This is a genomic window from Zhaonella formicivorans, assembly GCF_004353525.1.
In the GTDB taxonomy this organism is placed as follows: Bacteria; Bacillota; DUOV01; order DUOV01; family Zhaonellaceae; genus Zhaonella; species Zhaonella formicivorans.
On the sequence record NZ_CP085524.1, the window covers coordinates 1,149,869 to 1,168,228 of the forward strand.

Sequence of the window (18,360 nt, forward strand, 5' to 3'; positions counted from 1 at the left end):
TACAATGCGTTTAAAAGTGACTGAACCATTTGAAATTCCAAACCGTACTGAACACCCTGAAATCGCTCCTCCGGAGATACCATTTGAAAATCAACCTTTAAAACTACCTAGCAAACAAGATTCCGCAGGCTATAGGTAGAAACAAGACGCCTATACTATTCTGAGGCTGCTGACGAACGGTCAGCAGCCTAATCTGTTAAGGATATTATATTTAATTAACGCAGGGTTGCTCGGTACTGCTAGACAAGCTACAATAAGTTAAAAGCAAGGTGTTTGAAAAAGGGAATGTTGGTAAAGTTTATTTGTTGGGAGGCGCAAGTTTGAACAGCAAGCAAGAATATATTCACCACTTTATCAAAGCCAAAAATCCTCAATTAGAGGTTATTGCCCAGGAAGAAAAAACACGTAATGATGTTTGCCCGTCTATAGGTCTGGATATTGGCAATTTCTTATACCTATTGATTAAAATTCTTCAGGCACGAAAGGTGTTGGAGTTCGGGACATGCCTTGGCTATTCTACAATCTGGTTGGCCCAAGCGCTGGAAACTACTAACGGTAATTTAACAGCTATCGAAGTTTCAAGCCGCTTAGCGGCCGAAACTGCCGAAAATGTTAGAAAGGCTGGTTTAAGCCATAGGGTTGAAATTATTTGCGGACGAGCCGATGAACTAATTGACAAAATGCCTGGCCCCTTTGACATTATCCTGCAGGATGCCGCCAAAGACATTTACTTGCCAATGCTTGATAAGTGTGTAGAAAAATTACGACCCGGCGGTTTATTAATTTCCGACGACGTGCTTTTCCCTATCCTAAAAGTGCGCAAAAAGCAACAGGAACTGCTAGAAGCTTATAATAGAGCGCTGTTTCAACATCCTCAATTAGAGAGCACCATTTTACCATTGGGCGACGGACTGGCAATAAGTAGAAAAAAAACCTAAATATAAATGCAAAAAATACAAAAACCCTTCCCGAAAAGAAGGGTTTAACTGTATTATTTTGAGGGAAATTTTTTTTCGAAATCAATACCAGGACCGCCAATGGTTCTTGTTTTACCGGCCGGGGAACCGCCGCTTTGCTTTTGCCTGCCGGTAATGCGTTTGCTTGCTTTGTCGATTTCTTTGGCAACCACTTTTATTCCTCCTGCGGTAATAAATTTGAACAATAAATTATTTTTAGTATGTCAACATCATTAGTTTTAATACACTAAATCCTCAGGCTTTGTGCTTGCCCCCAATCTAATCTGGTTGCGGCATAGTATCAGGGTATTATCTTTTAAGCGCGAGAAAATCCAATTTAAAAATCTTAAATTATTCCGGTCATTTACAATCTCTTCCGGGAGATAAGCCGCATAGATATCAATGAAATTCTGAAAAGCCTGGAAATCCGATTTTTGTAAAATTTTTTGCAGTTTTTTCTCAATAAACTCTGGTAAAGGTTCCCCTGCATTGTGGCCTTTAGCCTCCAATATGGTGTGCTGCAACGTTTCAAGCACACTTTCCCATTCCCGTGGGGTATACAGTTCCCGTGGTTTGCTTAATTTAATGTAGCCATTGTAATCCATCCTGGCTATTTCCGCCAAAAGTTCACTTAACTTGGTCTGCAAATTATTATTTATAATTATACTCTCAACTTCTTTCAGCGTCAGTTTACAAGGATCCAAAAACAGCAAACCCACTCTTCAACCGGCCCCTTCCATTTTTAACTTGTTTAGCCTACTTAATTATTTTTGTATCACAATTTTATAACATCGTAACCGAAAGTTTTGTCGATTATTGTATTATTAAAAAATTTTTTTAATTTGCGTGAGCAGTTACCATCCGGGCCGCAGGAGAATAGTATGTAGTAGGTTAAAACCTCAACCAATTACTTATACAAAGGAGGCTAATACTATGGCAGACGGCTTTGTTTGGAACAACTGGGCATTTGCAGTATTTTTAATTCTGGTTCTTCTTATTTTCTCTAACTAATAACCAAAACATTAATTAGCCACATTAGAAGCCTCAAGCGCTGAACTTGGGGCTTTTTCCTTTGATCAGCTAAAACGTACAGATGTTACAGCGGGTATGTGACAATTTAGCTAAAAGCTCGTTCGAGAGTACCGCATTGATTAAAAAATACTTGTCGCTTTACATAGGATTTAAGTATTATTAAAATATTATTGGTATCTAAGTGGCAAAAATTAGTTGAGTTGCAGTTAAGGGTGGTATAATGAAAAATTTATTTAGACCGCTGAAAGAGTATCTACCCCTGATAAAAACCTTTGCCAGCGCTGCAGCAGTTTTTCTTTTGGCCAAATTTGTTGCGCCATATTTTATTTTTCCAGGTTCCAGTTATTTAGAGATACATACAACTTTAGAATTATTCAGCGTTTTTGTAGCTCTGGCTACCTTTGCCGTTTCCTGGTTTTCCTATCCGGAATCAAAGGACAACAATGTGCTAATTTTGGGAATAGGGTTTTTAAGTTTTGGCTTAATTGACTATTTTCACACAATGACTTATAAAGGGATGCCTTCGCTGCTTTTATTGCCCAGTTCTCCGGAAAAAGCAACTTTATTCTGGATTATTGGCAGGTTAACGGAAGCATGCACATTCCTTTTAACAGCAATTTCAGAAAAATTAAAGCCAATTAAAATTAACCGTGTGCTCGCTTTGGCCTGTTCTGTTGTCTGGTCGACAGCTGTTTTGTTGACGGTTTCCTATTATCCCCACTTGTTACCTCCCATGTATATCAGCGGTGTCGGACTAACCGCAACTAAAATTACTTTGGAATATGTCGTTATTGCCCTAAACCTCATAACTTTGTTTTTGCTGATCAGACGCCAAACAAGCAATGATCTGCTTTTCGTCAAAGCATTGCTGGTAAGTATTTTTAGCGAATTATCATTTACCCTTTACATCAGCGTTTATGACAGCTATAATTTTTTGGGCCATATCTACCGAATTATTACATACAGCTTGTTTTTTCAGTCTGTTTTTATTACCAGCGTCAAGGGACCTTACCTTGAGATGCAGTACATTTTAAAAAGCCTGCCCCTTCCCGTGCTTACTTTCAGTCGAACTGGTCATGTGCAATTTAGCAATCAAGCATTTAGTGACTTTTCCGGGTACAATGCCAGAGAATTAGAAGGGCTGCATTTTACAGCTTTAGCCGGAAAACTCTTTAGCAAGGAAGACTTACCGTTGCTCCGTGCGGGAAATGCCTTGTCCAGCAAAAAAATCACTGTAGACCATCGCCTCCATTTACAACATAAAAACGGTGAAACCAAACCTATAATGGTGGAACATTATCCCCTGCTTCGCAGTGGTAAACGCCAGGATGGGATTCTGTCTATTTTTTATGATTTGCAGGACAAAATCAAGTTACACACATTCCAACAGCGTTTTAATTTCATTGTAGATGCTATGCAATCGGGGCTGCTGGCCGTAGATAACAGCCTGACCATTACCGCATTTAATAAAGCGGCGGAAAGAATTTTAGGGTTAAAGGCTGAGCAGGTTTTGGAACGTAACTTTAAAGATATCTTCCCGCCTCAAAGTGCTTTATATATTTTAGCAGATACATTTGCTACAGGAACCGAGTACAAAAATTATCCTGTTGGCATTGCCGAAGCCAATTTGGAACTGGATGTTGAAACTTCCCTGGTTAAAGATGACATTGGAAACACCATTGGTGCCATGATTATTTTTAATGACGTTACTGCCTTGCGCCGGTTGCAGGGAAAAATGCATCGCCTGGAAAAGTTAAAGCTGATTGGAGAAATGGCTGCCTGCACGGCCCATGAAATAAAAAATCCCCTCACCACTATTAAGGGATTTACACAGGTTTTACAAAAAAAATGCGATGAACTTGCATTACATGCTGAAAAAGAATTCGCCAGTATTATTCTCTCAGAGGTGGATCGACTGAATAAATTGCTTCAAGATTACTTGCTGTTGGCTAAACAACCTCAGGAAGAACTCTCCGAAGTATCACTACCTGAACTGCTTGAGGTCATATACAAAATGATTAAAGCAGAAGCTGTTCAGCATAATGTTAAGGTTATAAAGAAGGTTAGCGATGTTTTGCCACCTGTATCAGGCAATCCTGAACAATTGAAACAAGTGTTTTTAAACCTGGGTTTTAATGGGTTGCAGTCAATGCTTAAAGAAGGTGGAACGCTAACCATCAGCGCTAACCTAACAGGTGATTTTATTGAAATTGCTTTTCATGACACCGGCTGTGGCATACCCTGCCAAAACATCCCAAAGCTCTTCGAACCTTTTTACACTACCAAAGAAAATGGTACCGGTTTAGGGCTTCCAATCTCCCTTAAAATTGTGCAGGAACATGGGGGTGAAATTAAAGTAGAGAGCGAGGTAGGCAAGGGCTCATCTTTCAAAGTGCTTTTACCTGTTACATACCCTAAAGCAGAAAGGTTAGTTAATTAACCTGAGCAACCTTTCTCCAGCGCCTTGCTTTCATGTTGAATCCATTTATTAAGTGTTGGAAATAATATTTGCTGGTTTTTTGCTGTTTACTCAGGTAACATTAAAAAACAAATGGCAATTATAAATTATTAAATAAGGGTGATGATTTTGATTACCAAAGAACTCATCGAACGTATCAATTATTTGTCCAGAAAACAGCGCGCAGAAGGGTTAACAAAAGAAGAGTCGGCAGAACAAGCTCAGTTACGCCGCACTTATATCGAGGCTATAAAGAGCCAGGTACGCTCCAGCCTGGAAGCCGTTAAAAACGCTCACCAGGAACACACCCATGAGCCACTGCATGATCATAAATCAAGCAAGTGTTCTTGTTCTTCAAACTGCAACTGCCATTAAAGAAAACAAGGATTGCAGAGCAAAACTAGTATTCCCATAAAAATAACCCGGAAAGTTCCGGGTTCAAACTCCGGACTTTCCGGGCTGAGATTGTAAAAAAGTTTCTAAAAAAGTTAAAGTTTATCGACGAAAACTATTTTGCGGTTGTCAATTTGATATTGGCAAACTGTAATCTCTTACACAAAACAAAACTCAAATAAGCGGCAACGAATCCCTTAACTAAATCAGGAATTATAAAAGGCAACATGCCAAGCTTAACAACTGTTGGAAAATCAATAGGCTTACCCAAGTAAAAATTGAACAAGAACCAGAAGTAAAACAAACCCACTGCGTAAATTATAACAAGACCCAGCATATTGGCTACAGCATGAGTAAGTAGACTTGCAGATTTAAGCTCAACGATTTTACCGATTACATAGGCGGCAACTATAAAACCTAACAAAAACCCAAAACTAGGCTGCAACACATAGCTTAAGCCCCCAAAGGGCGCTTGCGCAAATACCGGCAGTCCCAATAACCCCATTAAAACATACAAGCCCATGCTGGTAGCAGCCAGCCGGCTGCCTAAAACCCCTCCGGCCAACATCACCATGAAAGGCAATAAACTAAACGGGATTATACCGCTGGTGAAGCGGAAAAACACAGCAGTGGCAACTGTCAAAGCGGTAAAAAGGGCTACATGTGTAATATCTTGTACCGAAAAACGCACTATCAGAATACCTCCTCACATTATCATTAGGTAATTTAATAGGTAATTAATATTTCAGACCTAAAGCATTTAACATAGCTAAATCTTTAGCAGTTTCATCTCCCGGTATTGTTAAGTATCCACCTACTATTAAAGCATTTAATCCGGCCAAAAATCCTAAAGGCTGCAAATCACCTAAATTAAGTTCTCTTCCGCCAGCAAATCTGATAATCTTCCCAGGCAAAACAAAGCGAAAAAGAGCAAAAGTTTTTAGAATCTCTAGAGGAGCCAGTCTCTCCTGCCCTGCCAATTTTGTACCCGGGTGGGGATATAAAATATTAATAGGCACTGAATCAACCTGAAGGTCCCTAAGTGCAAAAGCTAACTCCAACCGCTGCTGTGGGCTTTCGCCCAGCCCAATTATACCACCGCAACAAACTTCCATTCCTGCTTCTTTGGCAATCTTTACAGTAGCAACCCTATCTTCATATGAATGAGTAGTTACCACCTTAGGGAAAAAGGACTTACTGGTTTCCAGGTTATGATTGTAACGAGTAACCCCCGCATTTTTTAGAGCTTTTGCAGCCTCCCGGGTCAAAGTTCCCAAACAAGCGCACAACTTTAAATTAGTTTCGTTGCGAAGCCTCTCGTAAATTTGTATGATTTTTTTAAAATGAGGGTCGTTATGACTGATTCCATAACCCTGTATTACCAAATCAAAGTGGTGAGCGCCAGTTGCTTCCATGGCCTTCGCCTTATTTAAAATTACTTCTTCATCCAACAAGTCGTAAGTCAAAATGTCAGCATGATGAAAAGCTGATTGAGCGCAAAATGCGCAGTCTTCAGAACATCCTCCCGATTTAGCATTAATAATGCTGCAAACTTCTACTCTATCCCCCGTAAACTTTTCTCTAATTTGATTGGCATAAGCTAAAAGAAAGTAAACATCGCTACCATTGATTTTTTCTAACTTTAGAGCCTCTTCAAAAGTAATCTTTCCCCCCTGTAATATCTTTTCTCCCAAATCAAATATTAGTGGATTCATCCCAAAACCCCTTTTGTTAACCAATTTCATACTTCAGGTTAACATTTCATGTAAATTTATTGACTGTTTTATTATATGGTATTATTATGCATACGTCAACTAGCAGAAATTTAAAGGTTAACATTTAGACCGCAATCAGGGTAGAAATTTATTCTACCCTATGCACTGGCCGTATAATCAATTCAATGCATCTTTAAATCGCTGTACAAAATCTCGTACTGCCTTCTCCATTCCATGGCGTTATGATTATTCCCCTGCTGCCCTCACTTTCTTTATAAATTGCTGAATTAAAACCGGATCCTTGACCCCGTTAGTTTCTACCCCCGAAGACACGTCCACTCCATATGGCCTTACAACTTGAACGGCCTGTTCTACGTTGCCTGGGTGAAGTCCCCCGGCCAAAATAACTTTATACCCTTGTTGCACCGCCATTTTAGCCAAAGTCCAGTCACAGGTCTTACCAGTACCCCCATAACTTCCAGGGCTGGAAGCATCAAGCAGGTAAGCGTCAACAGCAAAATCTTGAAGCTGCAGCAAATCTTCTCCGCTTTGGATCCTGAACCCTTTCCAAACAGGAACTCTCCAAATGGCGCAGTATTCAGGGGGTTCATCGCCGTGAAACTGCAAAGCTGTCAATCCGGCATAAGTTAAAATGCTCTTGACTTCATCCCGGGGACAATTGACAAACACTCCCACTTTGTAAACTGTTTCCGGTAATAAGCTGCAAATCTTCCTTGCCAGATCGGGGGTAATCTGCCGTTTGCTTAAAGCAAAAACGAACCCAAGAGCATTAGCTCCACAGCTCACAGCTGTTTGAGCGTGTTCCAAGCTGGCAATGCCGCAAATTTTTAAAAAAGTCATTATTCCCACCCTTAACCCGCCAATAGGGTTTGAATGCCGCTTTGAATATCCGGGCAACACATCAGATATTCCCCTACCAGCATGGCATTTACATGGCTTTTAATCAGCAGCCGGACATCTGCCGGCGTAGAAATACCACTTTCACTGACCACAGCTACCCCTTCAGGGATATAAGGCCTGAGAGCAAAAGTAACCTCCAGTCTCGTTTCAAATGTTTTCAGGTTGCGGTTGTTAATTCCGATTATTTGGGCGCCGGCTTTTAATGCTGTCTCCAGTTCTTTCCTGTCGTGCACTTCTACCAGTGCCGACATGCCCAAATGTTTAGATACGGCTAAAAAATAGTGCAATTCCGCCGGACTCAAGATACTTGCAATTAAAAGAACCGCATCAGCGCCATAAAACCGAGCTTCGTACAATTGGTAAACATCAATTATGAAATCCTTCCTGAGAATTGGAAGATTAACTTGGCTTTTGATCAAGGGCAGATAATCCAGACTGCCCTGGAAAAACTCCCGCTCAGTTATTACAGAAATAGCATTGACCAAACCTGAATTCTCGTAAGTCCTGGCAATAGACAAGGGATCAAAGTCGGGTTTCAGCAAACCTTTAACAGGAGAAGCTTTTTTTATTTCCGCAATAAGTGCTATTTTCCCTTGGCAGTTCACTAAGGCTTGTTTAAAATCCAAGGGAGCGGGCAGACCCCGTAACCCGGCCAATAACTCCTGCAAGGGAAATGCTTTTTTGCATTGCTCGACCTCTTGCTTTTTACATTCAACTATTTTTTTTAAGAGCATGGCAGGCACCTCCGGGTAAAAGCAATAAAATGCTCTAAAACTCTCTTGGCCTCGCCGCTGTCGATAGCCATTTGTGCTAGCTTCAAAGCTTCACCCATATTTTTTGCCCGGCCTGCCACCAGAATAGCCGCTGCTCCGTTAAGTACCGTTACGTCCCTTTTTGGTCCCGGCGTCCCCTCCAAAATACCTCGTAAAATTGCTGCATTTTCCAGAGGAGTTCCTCCCTGGAGGTCTGACAGCTTTCCTTTTTCGAGACCCAGTTGCACAGGGTCTAATTCATATTCCCTGATCATCCCCTCCCGCAATTCACAAACATAGGTGGGTCCGGTAATGGTGAACTCATCCAAACCGTCGGAACCGTGGACAATCAAAGCCCTTTTGGTGCCAAGCCGCGCTAAAGTTTCAGCCATCAAGGGCGCTACATGATAAGAATACACTCCCAAAACCTGCGCTTCAGCTGAGGCAGGATTGGTTAAAGGTCCCAGTAAATTAAAAACGGTCCGCACCCCGATTTCTTTCCTGGGTGCCAGCACATTTTTCATAGCCAAATGGTGATTAGGGGCAAACAAAAAACCTATACCAACTTGAGCGATACATTCTTCCACTTGCCCAGGAGTAAGCGATAAATTTACACCTAACGCTTCTAGCACATCGGCACTGCCGCAGCTGCTGGAAGCAAACCTGTTGCCGTGCTTAGCCACTTTTACTCCCGCACCCGCAGCTATAAAAGCGGCTGTAGTCGAAATATTAAAAGTATTTCTGGCATCACCGCCTGTGCCGCAGGTATCTACCAGAGACATCCCACGGGAGCTTACTCGTACAGCCTGTTCTCGCATCTGCCGTGCAAAGCCTGTTATTTCCGAAGCTGCTTCCCCTTTCATTTTGAGAGCCACCAGAAAAGAACCTATCTGAGCCTGAGTTGCCTCGCCTCTGAAAATTTGTCCCATCACGTTATAAGCCTGTTCTTCCGATAAGTCATGCTTCTCCACCACCAATTGGATAGCTTTCTTAATATCCATCTCTACTCATCTCCTCTCCTCTCCGCTTGAAAACTACTGTTCAAGAAAATTCTTCACCAATTCGGTCCCATACTCCGATAGGATCGATTCGGGATGAAACTGCACACCAGCAATTGGATATGCTTTGTGCTTTATTGCCATAATTTCACCACTTGGGGTTTCCGCTGTTATCTCCAGACAATCAGGCAAGCTTTCCCTTTCTAACACTAGAGAATGGTACCGAGTTGCCTTAAAGGGTACCGGCAAATTCCGGAATATACCTTTGCCGTTGTGAATAATATCTGAGGTCTTCCCATGAACTATCTTTTCTGCCCTGACTACTTTTCCGCCAAAATAATGTCCGATAGCTTGATGACCCAAGCAAATACCCAGGATTGGGACCATTTCTGCCATCTCTCCGATAACTTCGAGAGAGATGCCTGCTTGCAAGGGAGTACATGGGCCTGGCGAGATAATTAAAAAACTGGGCTTTAAAGCTTTTAATTCCTTAACAGTTATTGCATCGTTACGGATAACCTTAGACCTAATGCCAATTTGCCCCACTAATTGATAGATGTTATAGGTAAAAGAATCATAGTTATCAATTATAATCAACATGCCAGTTCTTCCTCCGCCTTGGCAATAGCCTTCAGCAGCGCTTGGGCTTTATGACATGTCTCCAGGTACTCGCTTTCGGGATCAGAGTCAGCCACTATTCCCGCCCCAGCCTGCATATACGCCGTATTTCCTTTATTGATAATAGTACGTATAGCAATACAGGAATCCAATGTGTTATTTAAGCCCAAGTAACAAACGGCTCCGGCATATATTCCCCTGGCCTGCGGCTCCAGTTCTGAGATTATCTGCATTGCCCGGACCTTGGGGGCTCCGGACACGGTCCCCGCAGGGAAACAGGCCAGCAATGCATCTAACGGGCTTAATTCCGGACTTAATTCACCTTGAACTGTGCTTACCAAATGCATCACATGGGAAAATTTTTCTACTCCCATTAGTTCCGTAACTTTAACTGTTCCAAGACGGCACACTTTACCTAAATCATTTCTGCCAAGGTCAACCAGCATAATATGCTCCGCCCGTTCTTTAGGGTGAGCCAGCAGCTCAGCCGCTTTGGCACGGTCCTCTGCCAAAGTGCTTCCTCTTGGCCTGGTCCCGGCAATAGGCCGTGTCTCTACAATTCCCTGTTCGACCCTTACCAGCATTTCCGGAGAAGAGCCAATAAGCTGATATTCCCCTTGGTTTAAATAGTACAGGTATGGTGAAGGGTTGACACTTCGTAAGGCACGGTAAATGTCAAAAGGTTGACTATTGTGAAGCATTTCCAGTCTTTGGGACAGAACTACCTGTAAGATATCTCCCGCTGCAATGTATTCTTTCGCTCGTCTTACAGCCGCCATGAACTCATTTTGCGAAAAATTAGCGCAGACTCTTGATTTAAAATTCGTTCTTTTAGCTGCAGGAATCCCTAATCCAGGTTTTAACAAAGCAGTTTTTAGATGATGTAATAGTTCGGTTGCCCGCTTGTAACCGGCTTCCGCCTTCTTTCCTTCGACTAAAATCACTAGGTACATTTTTTTAAATACATGGTCAAAATTACCAATTTTTCTGCCAGGGTAAAACAAATTTGGGGGAAAACGGGACTTTGCGCGCGAACAGGTATTTTTTCCAAATATTGCACAGCTTCATACCCTACATACCCCACCAATCCACCATAAAATCTAGGCAACCCCGGGAGTTCGGGTCCTTGTAAGAAAGAGTGTAGCTTTTTCAATACAGCAAAAGGATCTGTTCCTAAAACTTCTTTAGTTTCTATACCATGATGGATGAGCACTACACCCTCTTGCTCGACCTTTAAGGTAAAAATGGGATCTAAACCTAAAAAGGAGAACCTGCCTATATGCTCGCCGCCCTCCACGCTTTCCAGAAGGTAAACTACACTCTCTGTGGCAACCCTTTGTACCACGGATACTGGAGTTAAAGAGTCTTCAAAAAACTCCGTCCAAACAGGTACGTATGCATATTGGGTGGCAAGCTTTAAAAATTCCGCTAGATTAGGCCAAATCTGCATATGTTTCCTCCTCTCTAAAAGGGTACAAAAAAACCAGCACTAAAATGAGTGCCGGTTAAAAAGACTTAACCCCACCTCATCTTTAGCTCACCTCTACTTTTTCTCCACTCAGCTCAACTCAGCATTATGCAGTTTGTAGCTTGTTATGATTATAGAGCTAAAGCTTACTTATAGTCAAGTAAAAAAGAAGTTATAAAAAGCTGTTTTTGGTTAAAAAAACTGGAACTAGTTATTACCTGCCATGATTTAAATATCTCTGTGGACACTTTAGTGCAGACAATTAACACGTACGCAGAAACTTACAACAAGATATAAGCAAGTTAATCCCAAAACCTTACAAACTCTCTTTTATCGGCATGGCATAAAGCGATTGAAAAAATAAAAGAACAGTTTCACTGTCCCGTTGTTTTACAGCACCTAAATATCAAAATTAACTTTAATGCCCGAGAATTCGGGCGTTTTTTATGTCAATCTTTATGCATAATTATGTTGTGTATTGTCGTGTATTGCAATATAATGGGATTAGAGGTGAATTTATGTATCTAAAGATAAGCATGAGTAATGGTAAACCCTATTTGTCTTTTGTCCAAGGTTACAGACAGAATGGAAAGGTAAAACAAAAAACTGTTGAGAAACTTGGCTATCTAGAAGATCTGGAAAAGAAATATTCTGATCCTATCGCTCATTTCAAGCAGGTCGCAAAGGAACGTTCCAAGAGTGAAACTTGTCAGAAAACATTAGAACTTAACCTGTCAGCCAAGCTGCCGGATCAAGCAGCATTGCGCAAAAATCTTGGTTATGTTGTGCCAAAGTCAGTGTACTCCCTACTTGGTCTTAGGGAATATTTTCAGAAAAAGCAAAGGTTTTTGAACGTGGATTACAACCTAAACAGTATATTCAGCCTGCTTATTTTTAATCGCTTTTTATTTCCTTCATCAAAAAAGAACGCCTTTGAAACCAAAAATTTCTTCTTTGAATCCTTTGACTTTTCATTGGCTGACATTTACCGCGCCCTGGATTACTTTGCCGCATATTCAAACGAAATCCAACGGCATCTTCATAGCCGGGTATGCGACCTTATAGGAAGAAATAACCAACTTGGATACTATGATGTCACCAATTACTACTTTGAGATCCCCTATGAGGATGAAGATGAATACGATGAAGACGGGAACATGATTAAAAAGGGGCAAAAAAAGCGTGGTCCATCCAAAGAGCACCGTAAAGATCCAATTATTCAGATGGGACTCCTTATGGATTCAAATGGAATCCCCATAGCCTTCAATACTTTTTCCGGTGGTGAAAGTGAAAAGCTCTCTCTCCTTCCAACAATTCGCCGTGTAAAGAAAGATTTTGCCTTGGAACGTATTATCGTTGTGGCAGACAGGGGACTCAACACTAGTGATAATACTGCATTTCTTTCTGGAAAGAACCATGATGACATGGCAGGGAATGACGGTTATGTTTATGGACAGAGTGTTCTCGGTGCTGACAAACAATTCAAAGAATGGGTATTAAATCAGGAAGATTACTTAATTGACACAGAAGAAGATAAGGATGGAAATACCGTCTCTTTTAAGCACAAATCCCGGATTTATGCAAAAAAAAATCTTATTAAAGCGGATGGATGGTAAACGTGACCGAACAATGGAAATATATCAGAAACAGATGGTTTACTATTCCGAAAAATACGCCTTAAAACAGAAAAAAGATAGGGATAAGGCTATTGCCAAGGCAAAAGAGCTGATTGCCAATCCCGGCAAATATACAAGAGCTACCAGCATTGGAGCCGCCGGCTATGTAAACAATATCAAATTTTCAAAAGAAACAGGCGAAATACCTGACGGACTCATTCTTTCCCTGAACGAAGCAAAGATTAAGGAAGAAGAAAAATATGACGGATACTATTCCATTGTTACTAGTGAAAAACATTTATCTGATACAGAAATTCGGGATATTTACAAGGGGCTTTGGGAAATCGAGGAATCCTTCAAAATAATCAAGAGTGAATTCAAGGCAAGACCTGTGTATGTTAAAAAAGATGAACATGTAGAAGCACATTTTCTGGTATGTTTTGTAGCACTTGTAATCATGAGGGTTCTTGAACAGATGTTAGAGAAAAAACATACTGTGAAGCAGATTCGTAATTCCTTGATTAGCTATTCCTGCTCCTATTTGGAACAAAATTATTATCTGTTTGATTATCGAGATGATGTAATAAAATCCATTGAGTCTGTCTTTGGTTTTGACTTAAGTAAAAAAATTATGTCTCAAGCCGAGATCAAAAAAATTTTGCAATACAAAAAATAAGCGTAAATACACTACAATTTTATGACAAAACACAAAACCCGCTAACCCATGAAAACACTGGGCTAACGGGTTTTTTTAATCATTTTTCCTGTAAAACTCAGGATAGAGCTAAAGCTTACTTATAGTCAAGTAAAAAAGAAGTTATAAAAAGCTGTTTTTGGTTAAAAAAACTGGAACTAGTTATTACCTGCCATGATTTAAATATCTCTGTGGACACTTTAGTGCAGACAATTAACACGTACGCAGAAACTTACAACAAGATATAAGCAAGTTAATCCCAAAACCTTACAAACTCTCTTTTATCGGCATGGCATAAAGCGATTGAAAAAATAAAAGAACAGTTTCACTGTCCTTTACAGGGTATCCCGCAGAGCCGCTTGCCGCAAGTTTCTAAACCTGCCCTCGCAGGTGGGTGCCCTACCATTAGCTTTTGCCTTCCGTCTGGATACGGCCTGACAGCCACTAACGGACCCGAACTCCCTAAGAAACATTGTAGGTTTAAAACTAACGCGGCCTTAACGCCAACACTGCAGGATATTGACTTGTTTTGTACTTTTATTTTACCATCGCCCGGGCAATTAGTCACTAGGTTTTTTATGGTTCATTATTACTGTATTGAGTTTCCAATTATTCAGCTATATATTATGATACCTGCCATTCCACTGGCCAACAGTAAAATGATAGGATCCATTTTCCAAACATATAATCCCAAAAGCACACCTCCGAAGAGCAGCCAATTGCTTAAAGCCGTAAAAGAACTGGGAAGCAAAAGCCATGCCGCTGAAAGTATTAGCGCCACCACCACCGGTCTTATCCCTTTAAAAATACCTTCTACCAATCCGCTTTGCGTGAAACGCTTAAGCAGCGCTGCAATCCCCAGAATAAAAATAAAGGAGGGCAACACAACTCCGCTGGTTGCGGCAATAGCTCCCGCCAAGCCGCCTACTTTGTAGCCAACGTAAGTAGCAGAGTTAACAGCAATTGGCCCTGGCGTCATCTGCGAAATCGCCAAAATATCGATTAGCTGGCCGTTAGATAACCATTGGTGTTTCTCCACTACCTCTTTTTGAATGAGAGCGACCATAGCGTAACCCCCGCCAAAACTGAAAGCACCGATTTTCAAGAAAGACATAAACATTTTAAGAAGCATTTTTTTCAACCTCTCTCAGCTTTGTATATAAATAATATACAATTCCTGCCAAAGCCCCCAATATAATTACAAAAATAGGATGCATGTTAAAAACTATTAAAGCTAAAAAAGCAACTATGGTAAGTCCTATGCTTGCAGCGCTTTTGAGCACCGTTTTGCCTACGGAATAAGCTGCTGCAAGGATTAATGCAACAATGGCAGGCCGAACCCCTTTAAAAAAGGCAATCACAGCAGGCTGGTTTTCAAACCGGGCAAAAAACGCCGCCACCAGCAATAATATGACGAAAGAAGGCAATGTTGCCGCCAAGGCAGCCACCAAAGCTCCGCCGCTGCCCGCCACTTTGTAGCCCGAGTAGGTGGCAGCATTTATAGCGATAGCGCCGGGTGCAGCTTGGGCAATAGCCATGATATCAACAAATTCTTCTAGGGAAAGCCACTTTTTGTTATCAACTATCTCCTTTTGAATGAGCGGTATCATAGCATAACCGCCGCCAAAGGTAAAAGTACCAATCTTTAAAAAAATCCAAAATAATTGTCCCAGCTTAGACATATTTTACCGCCTTCCACAGTATAAAGGTTCTCATTAACCATTATAAACCTGTTTGCTGTTTTATGATAAAAAAATTCCTGCAATTGGAACTTATAGATGAAATAAAAAAACGGCTTAAAAGCCGCTTTTGTTCCCAATTTCACTAACATACTTCAAAAACTATTCTTCCTCAACGCTGAATCCGGGAATATGATATTTCTTATGAAATTCCATTTGCAACCTTACTAAGGGCTCTCCACACAATTTTTCACAAGCAAAACATTTTTCCAAGTTTTCAGTGTTTCTGATTTCGCCATAGTTAGGACAACAAAAGACCATATTCCGCACCCCCATATATTTGTGAAAGTAATCACTTTCCCTAGTTGTATCTTAACCTATTATGTAGCTTTTGGCAAGAGGTAATCTTTTCATAGCATAGCCCGAGAACTTTCGCCATATGCATTATAGAGGAAAACGGGTGATAAAGAATGGAACTATTTTACCAAAAACTTATTCTAATCTTTTTTACCGCTTTAGGAGTACTGCTGGGTGCCTCCTTAGTCGGTTCTTTGGGAGCCATTCTGGTAGGATATCCTCCGGTGGAAATTATGCTTAAGTTAGCCCGGGAAATTAAAATCTGGGCTATTGTAGCTGCTATTGGAGGCACTTTTACCACTATTGAAATTTTGCAGTTAGGAATTCTAGAAGGGGAAATCCGAGCCCTGATTAAACAATTATTCTATTTAATAAGCGCCTTTGCCGGGGCACACCTTGGATACCTAATAGTTATTTACTTGGTAGGTAATGGACAATGAAAGTTTTTATAGTGAAAAAGGCAGCTGTTTTAATCTCTTACTTTCTACTGGGTGCGCTATGCGGGGCTATTTGGTGTACGGTTAAAATCGGGAATAAGGTTGATGAACTTTACTACGCCAATCGGGAACTGGAATTAAAGTTGGAAAATGCCAATGCAGAACTGGCCGAAGTTAAATCCAGCCTCACTAAGTCCAGGGACGTAATAGTAACTAAGATTAAACCTGAAGTTAAACTACCTCCGGAGCGTTTTACTACCCATGAGGCTAATAAGTTGGAATTAGCTATTAATCAAGAAATTATCAATCACTATAAACCTCTAGTAGGATTGCCTGTAAAATCGCTGGAACCGGCCCTGCTGCCCAAAATTATAGACGGCAGAATTTTAGAAATAGAGCAAAAGCGTTACAAAATATTAGTTAAAACCATGGTCATCAGTGAAACCCTATATGTTGAGGCGGAAATTAAAAAATAAGCTTTCTTTGTATCTACCAGTCAGATTTTTTTTTGACAACGATTTCCCATTCCTGTTCTTGAGTTTGATTAACGGATAATATTTCTTCGCCGTAAAGTTTCAAGCTTTTGCTAATATTTTTGACCGCAGGGGGATAATCAACTATTATTGTAAGTATTTGTCCTTGAACCATTTCCTCCAGCTGTAGTTTTGTTTTCACAAAAGTGTAAGGACAAACTTCACCCCTTAAATCTATTACTCTGTCACTCATCCTCTACACCCCTCCATGTGCGAGAAGAAAAACTCTTGTCATTATTTTAATCGCTATCTAGTTTAAACTATCTCAAGAAAAAAATAAATACGGGAGGAAATTGCCTGAATTGCGCGAATTTATTTAATGAGGTGATCTCAATGGGTGAAATATTTGACGCCGTTGCAGCGAGGTATGATTCTTGGTACCAAACAGAAATGGGCAGTTTGGTACACCACTTAGAAAAAACAATAGTTTATGAGTTGCTGGCTCCCAAACCAGGAGAAAAAGTGCTGGACATAGGTTGCGGTACCGGAAATTACGCTTTAGAATTGGCTCAGTTGGGCCTACAGGTTACCGGAATAGATATATCAAGGGGAATGCTCTCTGTTGCCCAAAGAAAGGCTGCGCTTTTAAAGTTACTCATCAACTTTGTAGCGGCTGACATTATGGAAATGGAACTGGAACCCGAATCCTTTGATAAGGTGGTATCTGTGACTGCCCTGGAATTTTTCCCTCGGCCTTCCCAAATCCTGGCCAAGGCCTTTCAAGCCCTCAAACCTGGCGGGAAAATGGCAATCGGAGTCATAGCCGGCCAAAGTTTATGGAGTTCCTATTACCTGAAGCGAGCCGAGGAAGACCCTCAATCAGTATTTAGTAAGGCTACTTTTTATACTGGTGAGGAACTACTAAACCTTTTTCCTTGCGGGGATAGGACTTTTAAGGGGTGCCTTTATTTTCCTCCTGATTTGCACGATTTTTCCAAAGATAAGGCCTTGGCTATAGAAAATGATCCCGGCATAAAAAAACAATGCAATCCAGGATTTGTGTGTGGACTGTGGGTGAAAAAAGGCAACTAGTCGGTCTACGGTTTAAAGCGGTAAAGCGCGGCAATCAACATCCTTTCCATTAATTCCGTATCTACGTGACAAACTTGGCTGAGGTTAGTGACAAAATCCTCGTGACTCCTGCCCTTGCGGTATGCAGGCTCTTTGCTCGGGTGATTTAAATATCTGCCGATGAGCCGTAGATCAGCGTCCACCAAAAGACTCCCTTGATAAAGAAGAGCGCCACGACCCAGATATAAGCTGGAACCTAAAATCTTTTTCTCGCCGAGACATAGATCGCCCATTCCCCTCAAATTGATTACACAACCGGTGAGTTGCTGTAGGGTTGACGCTATTTCCAGGGCGATCCGTTCTAAAGTGTTTGGAATATTGATTTCCTTGTTTTCTTTTTTATAGCAAGCTGTAATTACCCACACCCCCGGCATGAGTACCACTGCTCCTCCCCCGCCCAGCCTGCGCCGCACAGGAATATTATCGGCTCCGCAATTTGCCAGGTTAATGTCCGGATCTAAACGTGTTCCCCTGCCCAGGATTACGTCTGTGCCGCGCCATTCGTATACTTGTATATGGCTGTCCAAGCCTAGTCTTATGCTCTCCAGAGCAGGTCTATCCCCGGGAAATTCGGGCAGCTGTTCCAAAACCATTTTTAACCCTCACTTCTGTACATCTAAAATTTGCTACCTCATTTTATTACTATACTCCTTGTTTTATCA

Annotated in this window: 21 protein-coding genes, 1 other RNA gene and 1 pseudogene; 8 read left to right on the forward strand and 15 right to left on the reverse strand. The window is 41.2% G+C overall.

All coding sequences use genetic code 11. From position 1 onward, the window contains the following. Positions 1-4: 4 nt before the first annotated feature. Together EYS13_RS16215 and EYS13_RS05690 are read left to right on the forward strand one after the other, a co-directional pair. Positions 5-139: a hypothetical protein gene (locus EYS13_RS16215; protein ID WP_265332422.1), complete on the forward strand. Its 135-nt coding sequence runs from the start codon at positions 5-7 to the stop codon at positions 137-139. Positions 140-320: 181 nt separating this feature from the next. Then, entirely contained in the window at positions 321-938 is a 618-nt protein-coding gene (locus tag EYS13_RS05690) for an O-methyltransferase (RefSeq protein WP_227766790.1), read from the forward strand. 53 nt (positions 939-991) lie between these two features. Here the strand turns inward: EYS13_RS05690 and EYS13_RS05695 are convergent, their stop codons facing one another. Then, positions 992-1,129 carry a hypothetical protein gene (locus EYS13_RS05695; protein ID WP_227766792.1) on the reverse strand — a complete coding sequence of 46 codons (138 nt, stop codon included), beginning with the start codon at positions 1,127-1,129 and terminating at the stop codon, positions 992-994. Positions 1,130-1,195: 66 nt separating this feature from the next. After that, on the reverse strand, positions 1,196-1,675 hold the full coding sequence (locus EYS13_RS05700) for a hypothetical protein (RefSeq protein WP_227766794.1): 480 nt from the start codon (positions 1,673-1,675) through the stop codon (positions 1,196-1,198). A gap of 533 nt (positions 1,676-2,208) precedes the next feature. Here EYS13_RS05700 and EYS13_RS05705 point away from each other — a divergent pair. Further along, positions 2,209-4,428, forward strand: a complete 2,220-nt coding sequence (locus EYS13_RS05705; RefSeq protein ID WP_227766796.1) for an MASE3 domain-containing protein — start codon at positions 2,209-2,211, stop codon at positions 4,426-4,428. A gap of 147 nt (positions 4,429-4,575) precedes the next feature. Beyond that, positions 4,576-4,821: a DUF896 domain-containing protein gene (locus EYS13_RS05710; protein WP_227766799.1), complete on the forward strand. Its 246-nt coding sequence runs from the start codon at positions 4,576-4,578 to the stop codon at positions 4,819-4,821. Positions 4,822-4,954: 133 nt separating this feature from the next. Here EYS13_RS05710 and EYS13_RS05715 read toward each other — a convergent pair whose 3' ends face one another. From EYS13_RS05715 to EYS13_RS05750, 8 genes are all read right to left on the reverse strand, one after another. Continuing rightward, positions 4,955-5,530 (reverse strand): biotin transporter BioY, encoded by a 576-nt coding sequence (locus EYS13_RS05715; RefSeq protein ID WP_227766800.1) that lies wholly within the window; start codon positions 5,528-5,530, stop codon positions 4,955-4,957. Positions 5,531-5,576: 46 nt separating this feature from the next. Then, positions 5,577-6,554 (reverse strand): biotin synthase BioB, encoded by a 978-nt coding sequence (gene bioB, locus EYS13_RS05720; protein ID WP_227766802.1) that lies wholly within the window; start codon positions 6,552-6,554, stop codon positions 5,577-5,579. A gap of 246 nt (positions 6,555-6,800) precedes the next feature. Continuing rightward, positions 6,801-7,415, reverse strand: a complete 615-nt coding sequence (locus tag EYS13_RS05725; RefSeq protein ID WP_227766803.1) for a phosphoribosylanthranilate isomerase — start codon at positions 7,413-7,415, stop codon at positions 6,801-6,803. An 11-nt stretch (positions 7,416-7,426) separates the two neighbouring features. Next, the gene (gene trpC, locus EYS13_RS05730) at positions 7,427-8,209 is read right to left on the reverse strand and encodes an indole-3-glycerol phosphate synthase TrpC (RefSeq protein WP_227766805.1); all 783 of its coding nucleotides are present in this window, start codon (positions 8,207-8,209) and stop codon (positions 7,427-7,429) included. Beyond that, on the reverse strand, positions 8,200-9,228 hold the full coding sequence (gene trpD / locus EYS13_RS05735; protein WP_227766806.1) for an anthranilate phosphoribosyltransferase: 1,029 nt from the start codon (positions 9,226-9,228) through the stop codon (positions 8,200-8,202). The genes trpC and trpD overlap by 10 nt, the downstream gene beginning before the upstream one ends. 33 nt (positions 9,229-9,261) lie before the next feature. After that, on the reverse strand, positions 9,262-9,825 hold the full coding sequence (locus EYS13_RS05740; protein WP_227766808.1) for an anthranilate synthase component II: 564 nt from the start codon (positions 9,823-9,825) through the stop codon (positions 9,262-9,264). Beyond that, positions 9,819-10,847, reverse strand: coding sequence for an anthranilate synthase component I family protein (locus EYS13_RS05745; RefSeq protein WP_487251812.1), 1,029 nt, complete (start codon positions 10,845-10,847; stop codon positions 9,819-9,821). The genes EYS13_RS05740 and EYS13_RS05745 overlap by 7 nt, the downstream gene beginning before the upstream one ends. Then, positions 10,787-11,293, reverse strand: coding sequence for a hypothetical protein (locus tag EYS13_RS05750; protein ID WP_227766812.1), 507 nt, complete (start codon positions 11,291-11,293; stop codon positions 10,787-10,789). The genes EYS13_RS05745 and EYS13_RS05750 overlap by 61 nt, the downstream gene beginning before the upstream one ends. A gap of 536 nt (positions 11,294-11,829) precedes the next feature. Here EYS13_RS05750 and EYS13_RS16490 point away from each other — a divergent pair. After that, a pseudogene (locus EYS13_RS16490) lies at positions 11,830-13,603 on the forward strand (IS1634 family transposase). A 358-nt stretch (positions 13,604-13,961) separates the two neighbouring features. Here EYS13_RS16490 and ssrS read toward each other — a convergent pair. From ssrS to EYS13_RS05775, 3 genes are all read right to left on the reverse strand, one after another. Continuing rightward, a non-coding RNA gene (gene ssrS, locus EYS13_RS05765) (6S RNA) lies at positions 13,962-14,142 on the reverse strand. Positions 14,143-14,234: 92 nt separating this feature from the next. Next, a complete protein-coding gene (locus EYS13_RS05770) occupies positions 14,235-14,753 on the reverse strand; it encodes a chromate transporter (protein ID WP_227766819.1) in 519 nt (172 codons plus the stop codon). Beyond that, the gene (locus EYS13_RS05775) at positions 14,743-15,303 is read right to left on the reverse strand and encodes a chromate transporter (RefSeq protein WP_227766821.1); all 561 of its coding nucleotides are present in this window, start codon (positions 15,301-15,303) and stop codon (positions 14,743-14,745) included. The genes EYS13_RS05770 and EYS13_RS05775 overlap by 11 nt, the downstream gene beginning before the upstream one ends. A gap of 467 nt (positions 15,304-15,770) precedes the next feature. Here EYS13_RS05775 and EYS13_RS05780 point away from each other — a divergent pair, with 467 nt between their 5' ends. Together EYS13_RS05780 and EYS13_RS05785 are read left to right on the forward strand one after the other, a co-directional pair. Then, positions 15,771-16,097 (forward strand): YtrH family sporulation protein, encoded by a 327-nt coding sequence (locus tag EYS13_RS05780; protein ID WP_227766823.1) that lies wholly within the window; start codon positions 15,771-15,773, stop codon positions 16,095-16,097. Beyond that, the gene (locus EYS13_RS05785) at positions 16,094-16,570 is read left to right on the forward strand and encodes a sporulation membrane protein YtrI (RefSeq protein WP_227766834.1); all 477 of its coding nucleotides are present in this window, start codon (positions 16,094-16,096) and stop codon (positions 16,568-16,570) included. Before EYS13_RS05780 ends, EYS13_RS05785 begins: the two co-directional genes overlap by 4 nt. 13 nt (positions 16,571-16,583) lie before the next feature. Here EYS13_RS05785 and EYS13_RS05790 read toward each other — a convergent pair whose 3' ends face one another. Continuing rightward, positions 16,584-16,820 carry a sulfurtransferase TusA family protein gene (locus EYS13_RS05790; RefSeq protein WP_227766836.1) on the reverse strand — a complete coding sequence of 79 codons (237 nt, stop codon included), beginning with the start codon at positions 16,818-16,820 and terminating at the stop codon, positions 16,584-16,586. Between the two features lie 140 nt (positions 16,821-16,960). On the opposite strand from EYS13_RS05790, the gene EYS13_RS05795 reads away from it, so the two are divergent. After that, positions 16,961-17,659, forward strand: a complete 699-nt coding sequence (locus EYS13_RS05795; protein WP_227766838.1) for a class I SAM-dependent methyltransferase — start codon at positions 16,961-16,963, stop codon at positions 17,657-17,659. A 5-nt stretch (positions 17,660-17,664) separates the two neighbouring features. On the opposite strand, the gene EYS13_RS05800 is transcribed toward EYS13_RS05795, so the two are convergent. Further along, positions 17,665-18,291, reverse strand: a complete 627-nt coding sequence (locus EYS13_RS05800) for a lipoate--protein ligase family protein (RefSeq protein ID WP_227766840.1) — start codon at positions 18,289-18,291, stop codon at positions 17,665-17,667. Positions 18,292-18,360: the final 69 nt, after the last annotated feature.

Bases quoted from the DNA above. Each gene is read 5' to 3' on its own strand.
- EYS13_RS16215 (WP_265332422.1), top strand. From the start codon at position 5: ATGCGTTTAAAAGTGACTGAACCATTTGAAATTCCAAACCGTACTGAA.
- EYS13_RS05705 (WP_227766796.1), top strand. From the start codon at position 2,209: ATGAAAAATTTATTTAGACCGCTGAAAGAGTATCTACCCCTGATAAAA.
- bioB (WP_227766802.1), bottom strand. From the start codon at position 6,554: ATGAATCCACTAATATTTGATTTGGGAGAAAAGATATTACAGGGGGGA.
- EYS13_RS05725 (WP_227766803.1), bottom strand. From the start codon at position 7,415: ATGACTTTTTTAAAAATTTGCGGCATTGCCAGCTTGGAACACGCTCAA.
- trpC (WP_227766805.1), bottom strand. From the start codon at position 8,209: ATGCTCTTAAAAAAAATAGTTGAATGTAAAAAGCAAGAGGTCGAGCAA.
- trpD (WP_227766806.1), bottom strand. From the start codon at position 9,228: ATGGATATTAAGAAAGCTATCCAATTGGTGGTGGAGAAGCATGACTTA.
- EYS13_RS05740 (WP_227766808.1), bottom strand. From the start codon at position 9,825: ATGTTGATTATAATTGATAACTATGATTCTTTTACCTATAACATCTAT.
- EYS13_RS05750 (WP_227766812.1), bottom strand. From the start codon at position 11,293: ATGCAGATTTGGCCTAATCTAGCGGAATTTTTAAAGCTTGCCACCCAA.
- EYS13_RS05770 (WP_227766819.1), bottom strand. From the start codon at position 14,753: ATGCTTCTTAAAATGTTTATGTCTTTCTTGAAAATCGGTGCTTTCAGT.
- EYS13_RS05775 (WP_227766821.1), bottom strand. From the start codon at position 15,303: ATGTCTAAGCTGGGACAATTATTTTGGATTTTTTTAAAGATTGGTACT.
- EYS13_RS05780 (WP_227766823.1), top strand. From the start codon at position 15,771: ATGGAACTATTTTACCAAAAACTTATTCTAATCTTTTTTACCGCTTTA.
- EYS13_RS05785 (WP_227766834.1), top strand. From the start codon at position 16,094: ATGAAAGTTTTTATAGTGAAAAAGGCAGCTGTTTTAATCTCTTACTTT.
- EYS13_RS05790 (WP_227766836.1), bottom strand. From the start codon at position 16,820: ATGAGTGACAGAGTAATAGATTTAAGGGGTGAAGTTTGTCCTTACACT.
- EYS13_RS05795 (WP_227766838.1), top strand. From the start codon at position 16,961: ATGGGTGAAATATTTGACGCCGTTGCAGCGAGGTATGATTCTTGGTAC.
- EYS13_RS05800 (WP_227766840.1), bottom strand. From the start codon at position 18,291: ATGGTTTTGGAACAGCTGCCCGAATTTCCCGGGGATAGACCTGCTCTG.